This is a genomic window from Demequina soli, from assembly GCF_000971195.1.
Lineage (GTDB): Bacteria > Actinomycetota > Actinomycetes > Actinomycetales > Demequinaceae > Demequina > Demequina soli.
Genome location: NZ_BBLZ01000003.1, coordinates 105,900 through 115,929, shown reverse-complemented (window position 1 = coordinate 115,929; position 10,030 = coordinate 105,900). Strand labels below are relative to the sequence as shown.

Genomic DNA, 10,030 nt, shown 5'->3' with positions numbered 1-10,030 from the left:
ACACTGTGAGAACTCAAGGAAGAGTGAGCAGATGGCACGTTGGCTGAACCTCGAGGGCAAGGGCGCCCTCGTCATCGGAGCGGGCGGCCTGGGCGGCGCGAGCGCGCGCAGCCTGGCCCGGCAGGGCATGGCGACCGTGGTGGTCGACCGCGACGCCGCCGCGCTCGAGCGGCTCGTGGGCGACTCGCCCGCCGAGGGCGGCGAGCTGCTCGGCGTGGTCGCCGACATCTCGACGCCCGAGGCGTGCCGCGACGCGGTCGCGGAGGCCGTCGCGATGGTAGGCGAGCCGCGCGCCTTCGTGCACGCGGTGGGGCGCAATGACCGCCGGCCCGTCCTCGAGCTGGGCGACGACGACTGGCAGTCGATCCTCACCCTCAACCTCTCGACGGCATGGTGGCTGGGCCAGGAGGTGGGGCGCCGCATGGTCGCCGCGGGCGAGGGGCGGATGGTCTTCGTGTCGTCCGTCTCCGCGCTGCTCGCGCACGCCCATCACGCCCCCTATGCCGCGACCAAGGGCGGCATCAACCAGATGATGCGGGTGATGGCGCGCGAGTGGGCGCCGCACGGCATCACGGTCAACGCCGTGGGCCCCGGCTACGTCGAGACCGACCTCACGCGCGCCTACCTGGACCGCGACGGGCACCGCGAGGAGCTCGAGTCGCTCGTGCCGGCGCGCCGCCTCGGCGTCCCGGCCGAGGTGGCCGACGCCGTCACGTTCCTCCTGTCCGACCGCGCCGCGTTCATCACCGGCCAGTGCCTGTACGTCGACGGCGGCCGGACCCTCGTATGAGCGTCCACCCCCGCGACCTCCCGCTCGCCGACGCCCGCGTGCTCGTCGCGCGCGCGGTCGACAAGGCCGAGCAGCTCGGGCTGCGCGGCGCGATCGCGCTCGTCGGCGCCTCCGGCGCGGTGGTCACCGCCTCCCGGCTCGACCGCGGCGGCCCCGGCGGCATGGCGCGGGCCCGCTCGAAGGCGTGGATCTCCGCGACCCAGCAGATCCCCACCGCCGAGCACCTGCACCGCATGACCACGCTGCCCGCGCCCATCGCGGGCGGCTTCGTCGCCGCCTCGCCCGAGGCAGTCTTCCCCGGGGCCGGCGGGATGCCGATCACCGTCGACGGCGTGGTGGTGGGCGGCATCGCGGCCTCCGGCGCGACCGTGAGCCCGTTCCTCCCGCGGGGCGTGGCCCCCGAGGTGGTGAGCGCGGACGGCGAGCCCGCCAACCCCGAGGACCTCCTCATCGCGTACGCCCTCGGCGTGCCGTACGCGGGCCAGCACGGCGACGACCGCGCCCGCTGGGCCGACCGCTTCGGCGACCTGGTGGTCGCGCCCTCCGACGCCCTCGGGATGCGCCCGGCGCCCGTCGCCTCCCGCCAGCACGAGCTCGCGTGGGCCGCCGGGCTGTGCGACGCCGTCATCGCGGCCGCCGCGGCGCGCGGCCTGCGGGTCGCTGTCTCCGTGGTCGACCGCGGCGGCGACCCGATCCGCGAGGACCGGATGGACGATGCGGTGGCCGGGGGCGTCGACGTCGCGCGGGCGACCGCGTCCGCCGCCGCGCGGTTCGGGGTCCCGAGCGCAGACCTCGGCGGGGCCTTCGGCGCCGCCGCCCCCGCGCTCGGCGCCCTCGCGTCGTCCCCGTTCCTGGCCGCGCCCGGCGGGGCACCGCTCGTGGTCGACGGCCGCGTGGTCGGCGGCCTCGGCGTCGGCGGAGCGGACCCCGAGGCCTGTGCCGCTCTCGCCGCGGAGGCGGCCCGATGACCGCCCCGACCCGCGTCGCGGTGCTGGGATGCGGCGCGATCGGCAGCCTCTACGCCGCCCACCTCGCGCGCGTGCCCGCCGTCGAGGTGTGGGCCGTCGACCCCTGGGCGGAGCACATGGCGGCGATCGCCCGCGACGGCCTGCGCGTCACCGGCGCCGCGGACTTCGTCGCTCCCGTGCGCGCGCTCACCGACGCCGCCGACCTGCCGCCGTGCGACCTCGCGATCGTCGCGACCAAGGCCGGCCACACCCGCGAGGCGGTCGCGGCCGCCGCCCACGCCCTGCGCGACGCCGCCGTCGCGAGCGTGCAGAACGGCCTGGGCAACGAGGAGACCATCGCGTCCGTCGTCCCGCGGGTGATCCGCGGCACCATCGTCACCGCCGGCGCCGTCACCGCGCCCGGAGCGGTCCGCTACGACGCCCCCGGCGACTCGTGGCTCGGGCCGTTCGAGCCGAGCCCCGCATCGTCCACCGACGTCGCGCGGCTCGCCGACCTGCTCACCCGCGGCGGCCTGCGCGCCTTCGCGATGGACGATGCGCGCGGCCCCCAGTGGACCAAGGTCGTCTTCAACGCGGCCACCAGCCCGCTCGCCGCCCTCACCGGCCTCACCGTCGGCCAGGTGTGCACGCATCCCGGGCTGCGCGCGCGGGTCGACGCGCTCATCGCCGAGGCCGAGGCCGTGTGCGCCGCCGCGGGCATCGCGCTGCTGCGCGACCCGGCCGAGGCCGTCGAGGAGGCGATCGCGGAGGCCTTCGCGCATCGTCCCTCGATGCTCCAGGACGTCATCGCGCGGCGGCCCACCGAGGTCGACGCGCTCAACGGCGGCATCGCCGCCGAGGGCGGCCGCGTGGGCGTCTCCACCCCGCTGCACGAGGCGATGGTCGCGCTCGTGCACGGGCTCGAGTCGAGCTGGGTCGACGACCCGCGCGTGGACCACTGAGGGAGGCCGGACATGACGAAGGTGCTGGGGCTCGCGTGCGGGGAGGTCGGCGGCAGCGCCGAGATCCTGCTGATCGAGGCGCTGCGCGCGGCGGGGGAGTCCGGCGCCGCGACGGAGCTCGTGCGGCTGGCCGACCTGCGGCTCGACGGCGGGGACGACGACGCGGACTGGTTCTGGGAGCGGCTCATCGAGTGCGACGCGTGGATCATCAGCGCGCCGATCATCAGCCGCACCGTGCCGGGCCGGCTCAAGGTGCTGGGCGACCGGCTGCTCGGGCCCAACGCCGACGCCGCGATCATCAAGGGCCTGCTCGAGGTGCGGCGCGCGGGCGGCTCGCCGGCCGTGCCGTTCCGCGTCGACGAGCGTGTGCTGCGGCCCCGCGTCGCGGGCTTCATCGCGTGCGGCGGCTCGCTCACCCCGCAGTGGAAGGCGCTCGCGCTGCCCGTCATGCACACGCTGACGTTCTCGATGAGCACGTCCGTGGTCGACCAGATGGTGGTCGAGGGGGCCGGGACGCCGCGCTCCGTGGTGCTCGATCCCGACGCGGTGGGGCGGGCGGGTCGGCTCGGGCGCCACGTCGCGAGCCAGATCGGGCGACCCTTGGGGGAGGCGGAGTATCTCGGCCCGCCCGGGGTCTGCCCGATGTGCCACCTCGACGTCGTGGTGCTGCGCGGCGCGGACGTCGAGTGCGCCACGTGCGGCGCGCGCGGCCGCCTCGCCGACGCTTCGGGCCGTGTGGAGTGGACCGACCTCGACACCTCCGTCATCTCGATGGCAGAGCGCCACGCGCACTACGAGGAGCTCGTCGCGACCGCCCAGGCGCACGCCGCCCAGGCCGCAGTGGTCGAGGAGCGTGCGGCGCCGTACCGGGAGGCGGTGGTGACCCGACCGCCCCGCTGAGCGCCGCCGCGGCGAGGTCACAACCTCGTCTCGGCGGCGCGGACCGTAGACAACCCACGACGCGGTGTTTAACATGTTGAACACCGACGAAAGTCGCTTTCACGATGTGAAAGTCTGCAGGACACCCCGTATCGCGGAATCAAAGGAGATCCCCGTGAGCAGCACCCGTCTTCACCTCAAGCGCTCGGCGGCCGTCATGGGCGCCGCGACCGTGCTCCTGCTGGCGGCGTGCTCGTCGCCGGGCACCGACACCCCGTCGCCCTCGACCAGCGCATCGTCCATGACCAGCGCGACCTCCTCCGCGGCCCCCGCGTCGGACCTGCCGCAGACGCTGATCTTCTCGCCCATCGGCCTGCAGGTGCCCGCGATGAAGGGCCTGTCCGAGGGCGTCACCGGCTACGGCGGCAGCAAGGGCTGGGAGGTCGTGGTCCAGGACCCGAGCCTCGACCCCACCAAGCAGGTCCAGCAGGTGACCGACGTGCTCGAGTCGGGCCGCGCCGGCGCGCTGTGGATCATCGCGATCGCGCCCGCGTCGATGACCGACGTGCTCCACACGGCTCAGGACAAGGGCGTGCCCGTCCTCATCAACGGCGTCCCGGCCGACTACGGCTTCGACGGCCCGCAGCCCGGCATCACGTTCGACACCATCGACTACGCGGCCGGAGGCAAGGCGCTCGGCGAGCAGACCGGCATGTGCATCAATGAGAAGCTCGGCGGCAAGGGCACCGTGATCTACGGCGAGTCCGCGGCCGGCACCGCCGGCAAGGAGGAGTCCGACAAGGCCTTCATGGACGCGCTCAAGGCCACCGCGCCCGACGCGACCGTGGTGCAGAACTGGACCATCAGCGACCGTGCGGCCTCGCAGACGGACGTCGGCACGATCCTCCAGGGCAAGCCCGACGTCAACGTCGTCGCCGCGGCGAACGACGAGGGCGCGCTCGGCGCCATCGGCGCCTTCAAGGCGGCCGGCAAGGACCTGCCGTGCGTCACGGACTTCGGCGGCAACGACGAGGTCCTCGGCCTGGTCAAGGACGGCACGATGTACGCCACCGTCGCGCTGCAGTTCAACGACGACATGGTCCAGTCGTTCGACACGCTCGTGACGATGCAGGCCGACCCGACCGCGGAGGGCGAGCTGCTCACCGTCCCGCTCAAGGTCACCACCGCCGGCAACTGACCGGCACGGAGAGACATGACGATGACCACCCCTGCTCAGGCGAACGGCGCGGCGACCCCCGGCAACCCCGGGGGCGCCGCCTCGCCCGCCCCGGCCCCCGGGGGCGCGCCCGTCGCGGCCCCCACCAAGGACAGCGCCGGCGTGCGCGGCCTGATCTTCCTGCGCGACCGCGGCATCTTCGTGCTGTGGCTGCTGCTGATCATCGTGTTCGCGGTGTGGGCCAACCCCTACTTCGGAACACTCAACAACGCGATCCTCATCGCCAACGCGGCGGCGATCAGCGCGATCTTCGCGGCCGGCGTCGCCGTCGGCATCATCTGCGGCGCGCTCGACCTGTCCATCCCCGGCGTCGCCGCGCTGTCGAGCTGCGTCACCGGCTGGATGGTGATCCACGACATGCCCGTGTGGCTCGCCCTCGTGGTCGGCCTGGTGATCGGCGTCGTCATCGGGTTCATCAACGGGGTCATCTCGCTGCGCGGCTTCAACCCGATCATCGTGACCATCGCGATGCTGTCGGTGACGTCCGCGCTCGCCGCGATCGTCGCGGGCGGCTACACCATCCCGGGCCTGTCGAAGCTCGACTTCATGGGCACGCAGCGCTACCTCGGGGTCCCGGCACCGGTGTGGATCGCGGCCGGCGTCTTCATCGTCGGCACCGTGTTCCTCACCAAGACACGCGACGGCATCAGGCTGATGGCCGTCGGCGGCAGCGCGGAGGCCGTGCGCCGCTCCGGCATCCACAGCGACCGCTACAAGGTGATGGCGTTCATGATCAGCAGCGGCTGCGCCGCGCTCGGCGGCCTCGTCACCACGGCCACCGTGACCGAGGCCAACCCCAACGCCAGCCCCGCGCTGATCTTCACGGCCCTCACGGCCGTCGCCCTCGCGGGCGTGTCGCTCGTCGGCGGGCGCGGAAGCCTGCCCCGCGTCGCGGTCGGCGCGCTCGTGCTCGCCACCATCGCGAACGGCCTCACCATCAAGGGCATCCAGCCCTACTGGGCCACGGGCGCGACCGGCCTGCTGCTGCTCGGCTCGCTCGCCCTCGACCGGTCGCTGACCAGGACCGTGTCGCAGCGCCTGATGGCCACCGCCCAGGCATCCGTCCACACGGGAACGAGGTGAGGTCATGACCGCCACGACCACCACGGCCGCGCTCGAGCTCTCCGGCATCGACATGCACTACGGCTACGTCCGCGCGCTCGACTCGATCGACTTCCGCGTGGGCCAGGGGGAGGTCGTCGGGCTCCTCGGCGACAACGGCGCCGGCAAGTCGACGCTCCTCAAGATCATGTCGGGCGCGCATCGTCCCACCGGAGGCACCGTGAAGGTGCACGGCGACGAGGTCGAGCTCCACTCGCCGAGCGCCGCCACCGAGGCCGGGATCCAGATGGTCTACCAGGACCTCGCGCTGGTCGAGGCGCTCGACATCGCCACCAACCTCAACATCGGCCGCGAGATCCTGCGGCCCGGCCTCTTCGGGCTGCTGGGATTCGTCGACCACAAGGCGCAGCGCAAGCGGTCGGAGGCGGAGCTCGACAAGCTCGGCGTCCGCACCGCCGCCATGACCCGCCCTGTCGAGATGCTCTCCGGCGGCCAGCGCCAGGTGGTCGCCCTCGCGCGCAGCGCGACGCGCGTCACCGGCGAGCAGAACGGCATCCTGCTGCTCGACGAGCCCACCGCGGCGCTCGGCTACGAGCAGACCCAGGTGGTCCAGGCGCTGGTCCGGCGCATGGCGGACCAGGGGATCGCCATCGTGCTCGTCACGCACAACCTGCAGCTCGCGGGGGCGGTGTGCGACCGCATGGTGGTGCTCAACCGCGGCAAGAAGGTCGCGGACGTCCGCACCGAGGACACCGACAACGACCACATCGTCGGCTGGATCACGGGAGCGCGCCCCTCGATGTTCGACTGAGCCTCTCGAGGGGGGCTGAGGGGGCCGGCGCCGGCGGAGGGATCCTCCGCCGGCGCCGTGTTGCGTGTGGGTCGACCTGGCGGCTGCGGCATCGGATCGTGCGGGGAAGGCCCCGGAATGGCTGCTACGGCATCGGCTGCTGCGACCGCGCCTTCAGGACCGCCCTCACCGTCCGCATGCACCACCCGGGCGTGTCCATCACGCGCTTGTACGTGAGCCGGACGGTCTGGATCCCGAGCGTCGCGAGGTCCGCGTCGCGGTCGAGATCACGCTCGCGATCCTCGCCGTACGCATGGTTCTCGTCCCCGTCGAGCTCGACCGCCGTCCTTGTCGCGGGGTCGTACATGTCGATGACGTACCGGCTGCCGCGGGCGCGGACCTCGTGCTGGCGGACGAACCGCGCGAACTCCGTGCCCGAGAACGTCCGCGTCATCGCCTCGAGCTCGAGGAAGCTGTGCGCGCCACCGTCGAAGGCGTCGAGCGTCTCGAGCAGGCCTGCGCGGTCGGGCATCCGCGCCACATCGGCGAGCTCGGCGCGCACGGCGTCGGTGGTGGTCGCCTTCCTGCGCAACGTCTCGATGACCCGGCCGGCGCGCCGCTCGGGATCTCCGTGGGTCCACTCGTGGACGCATGCGACGGCGGGGGAGACGAGCGGGACGGGTCCCCATGTCCCGGCTGTCGCCAGCCTGGCGCGGGTCTCGAACGACTCGAGCCACGGTCGCGTCGGGAGGCGGTGCCCCCGCGCCCGGGTGACGAGCACGCGGTCCGGGGCGCGCTTCAGCCCGCCCCACGCGAAGAGCGCTCCCGCGCCGGTGAGCAGCCCCGCCCCGGCGGCGGTCGCGGCGTGCGCCCGCGTGACGAGCGACCACAGGTGGGGCGTCGGGGCGTAGCGGCCCGGGAGCACGGCGGACACCTCCTGGGAGGCCACCGCGGTGCGGACGTGGTGGACGCTCGCGAGCGTGACCAGCTCCGCCCAGGTGTAGGTGCGCGCGCCACGATGCACCTCCTCGGGGAGATGCGCGGCGGTAGCCATGGGCTCAGGAGTAGCCGGTCAACGGCGGCCCGTGCAGCCCCGAGAACAATTCTGTGGAGAACGCCGCACCAGGCGATGCCGATGCCAGGATTCGGGCGTCACGATCGCACGGGCCGATGCCGTTCGAGCGCGCGGCCCCTCGGGCGCCTCCGGTCAGCCGTCGAACGAGGCCGCCTCGCCCTGGACGAGCCGGCGGACCACGCCGTCGGGGCTCAGCGCGGCGAGCATCCCGGCGTACTTCGCGGGGTCGGTCGTCTCGCCCTCGTGCATGGGCACCGCGACCCGGGGGGCCACCGCGCGCACGTAGTCGATCGCGTCGGCGAGCCTGAGCCACGGGCCGTCGATCGCCACCGCGAGGATGTCGACCGGGACCTCGGGGCGCACCCACGAGTCGCCGGGATGCAGGAAGGCGCCGCCGTCGACCAGATAGGCGTTGTTGGTGCAGCCCGGCACCGGGCCGTAGACCGCCGCGTGGAGATCGCCGAGCACGTCGACCGTCGAGCCGCCGAACGTGAGGCGGTCGCCGGGGCTCGCGACCACGGCGTCGATCGACAGCGCCGCCACCGCGGGTGCCGTGTCGGGATCCACCACGAGCGCCGCGCCCGGGTTCGCGGCGAGCAGCGCCTCCAGCCCGTCGACGTCGACGTGGTCCGCGTGCTGGTGGGTCACGAGCACCGCGTCGAGTCCTCGGACCCCGCCGAATTCCGACAGCACGCCGGGGTCGATCAGAAGCCGCGCATCGTCCGTCTCCACGAGGAAGCAGGCGTGGCCGAGGTGGGTGAGGCGCATGGCGCTCCTTCGCGGGCTCGTCTCACTACGAGAAAGTTACTTCCACTCAGTGAGCATAGCGGCGTCCGGCCTGGGACCAAAGCCTCTCGTCGGGCGCCGCGCGTAGTGAAACGATTCAATGCAAGGGCCGGCGTCTCCAGCGGTGACGCGCCGCGCGCGGGCCCGGACATGGAGGTGCGACGTGGCACATCGGATGATCTGGAACCAGACCGCCTACTTCGGTGCGGGTGCGATCGAGGTGATCCCCGGGGAGCTGGAGGCTCGCGGTTTCTCCAAGGCCTTCGTGGTCTCCGACAAGGTCCTCATCGAGACCGGCGTGACCGGCAAGGTGACTGCCCTGCTCGACGGGGCCGGCTTCCCGTACGAGATCTACAGCGACGTGCTCCCGAACCCCCCGATCGAGAACGTGCAGTCCGGCGTGGCCGCGTTCCAGGAGTCCGGTGCGGACGTGCTCATCGCGGTCGGCGGCGGCTCGCCGCAGGACACGTGCAAGGCGATCGGCATCATCGTCGCCAACCCCGAGTTCGCGGACGTGCGCTCGCTCGAGGGCGTCGCGCCGACGAAGAACCCGTGCGTCCCGATCATCGCCGTGCCGACCACCGCCGGCACCGGCTCGGAGACCACCATCAACTACGTCATCACGGACGTCGAGCGCAACCGCAAGTTCGTGTGCGTCGACCCGCACGACATCCCGATCCTCGCGGTCGTGGACGCGGGGATGATGGCGAGCGCGCCCCGCGCGCTCAAGGTCGCGACCGGCCTGGACGCCCTCACGCATGCCATCGAGGGCTACACGACCAAGGACGCGTGGGAGCTGTCCGACCTGTTCCACCTCAAGGCGATCCAGATCATCGCGTCCTCGCTGCGCGCGGCCGCCGACGGCGACGCCGAGGCCATGGAGCGCATGTCGCTCGCGCAGTACGTGGCGGGCATGGGCTACTCGAACGTCGGCCTGGGCATCGTGCACGCGATGGCGCACCCGCTCGGAGCGTTCTACCAGGCGCCGCACGGCGTCGCGAACGGCATCCTGCTCGCGCCGGTGATGGCGTTCAACGCGCCGCACACGGGGGAGAAGTACCGCGACATCGCGGCCGCGTTCGGCGTCGAGGGCGCGTACGCGATGCCCCTGGACGATGCACGGGAGGCGGCCGTCGAGGCCGTCGCCGAGCTCACGCGGGACCTGGGCAACCCGCTCACCATCGACGAGATCGGCGCGCGGTCCGCGGACATCCCCGCGCTCGCGCAGGCCGCGTTCGACGATGTCTGCGCCGGCGGCAACCCGCGCGACACCAGCGTCGCCGAGTTCGAGACCCTCTACCGGTCGCTCCTCGGGGTGACGGTGGGCTGAGCCTCAGCGCCCCGGCCGACGGGCCCCGGCCCGCCTCACCACGAGGCGGGCCGGGGCCCGTCGGTGTCTGTCGCATCGAATCGTGCGACGTGGGCGTGGACCCGGCTCTCAGCGGCATCGTCTGGTGCGATCCGCCGTGGGGGAGCCGGCGGTGGCTCCACACCGGGATCGC

Annotated in this window: 10 protein-coding genes; 8 read left to right on the top strand and 2 right to left on the bottom strand. The window is 73.2% G+C overall.

The window, feature by feature from the left end; all coding sequences use genetic code 11:
- Positions 1-31 precede the first annotated feature (31 nt).
- The 7 genes from AOM04_RS07085 (at position 32) to AOM04_RS07055 (ending at position 6,688) form a co-directional block, all read left to right on the top strand.
- Positions 32-790 (top strand): SDR family NAD(P)-dependent oxidoreductase, encoded by a 759-nt coding sequence (locus AOM04_RS07085; RefSeq protein ID WP_062464084.1) that lies wholly within the window; start codon positions 32-34, stop codon positions 788-790.
- Positions 787-1,758, top strand: coding sequence for a GlcG/HbpS family heme-binding protein (locus AOM04_RS07080; RefSeq protein ID WP_062464083.1), 972 nt, complete (start codon positions 787-789; stop codon positions 1,756-1,758). The genes AOM04_RS07085 and AOM04_RS07080 overlap by 4 nt, the downstream gene beginning before the upstream one ends.
- A complete protein-coding gene (locus AOM04_RS07075; protein ID WP_062464082.1) occupies positions 1,755-2,699 on the top strand; it encodes a ketopantoate reductase family protein in 945 nt (314 codons plus the stop codon). Before AOM04_RS07080 ends, AOM04_RS07075 begins: the two co-directional genes overlap by 4 nt.
- Positions 2,700-2,711: 12 nt before the next feature.
- On the top strand, positions 2,712-3,599 hold the full coding sequence (locus tag AOM04_RS07070) for an NAD(P)H-dependent oxidoreductase (RefSeq protein ID WP_062464081.1): 888 nt from the start codon (positions 2,712-2,714) through the stop codon (positions 3,597-3,599).
- A 154-nt stretch (positions 3,600-3,753) separates the two neighbouring features.
- Positions 3,754-4,776 (top strand): sugar ABC transporter substrate-binding protein, encoded by a 1,023-nt coding sequence (locus AOM04_RS07065; protein WP_062464080.1) that lies wholly within the window; start codon positions 3,754-3,756, stop codon positions 4,774-4,776.
- Positions 4,777-4,791: 15 nt separating this feature from the next.
- The gene (locus AOM04_RS07060; protein ID WP_082104470.1) at positions 4,792-5,898 is read left to right on the top strand and encodes an ABC transporter permease; all 1,107 of its coding nucleotides are present in this window, start codon (positions 4,792-4,794) and stop codon (positions 5,896-5,898) included.
- Between the two features lie 4 nt (positions 5,899-5,902).
- On the top strand, positions 5,903-6,688 hold the full coding sequence (locus AOM04_RS07055; protein WP_062464078.1) for an ATP-binding cassette domain-containing protein: 786 nt from the start codon (positions 5,903-5,905) through the stop codon (positions 6,686-6,688).
- 124 nt (positions 6,689-6,812) lie between these two features.
- Here the strand turns inward: AOM04_RS07055 and AOM04_RS07050 are convergent, their stop codons facing one another.
- Positions 6,813-7,721: an endonuclease domain-containing protein gene (locus tag AOM04_RS07050; RefSeq protein WP_062464077.1), complete on the bottom strand. Its 909-nt coding sequence runs from the start codon at positions 7,719-7,721 to the stop codon at positions 6,813-6,815.
- A gap of 153 nt (positions 7,722-7,874) precedes the next feature.
- Positions 7,875-8,510 carry an MBL fold metallo-hydrolase gene (locus AOM04_RS07045; RefSeq protein ID WP_062464076.1) on the bottom strand — a complete coding sequence of 212 codons (636 nt, stop codon included), beginning with the start codon at positions 8,508-8,510 and terminating at the stop codon, positions 7,875-7,877.
- A 181-nt stretch (positions 8,511-8,691) separates the two neighbouring features.
- Between AOM04_RS07045 and fucO the strand changes: the two genes are divergently transcribed.
- Entirely contained in the window at positions 8,692-9,858 is a 1,167-nt protein-coding gene (gene fucO / locus AOM04_RS07040) for a lactaldehyde reductase (RefSeq protein ID WP_062464075.1), read from the top strand.
- The last annotated feature ends 172 nt before the right edge of the window (positions 9,859-10,030 follow it).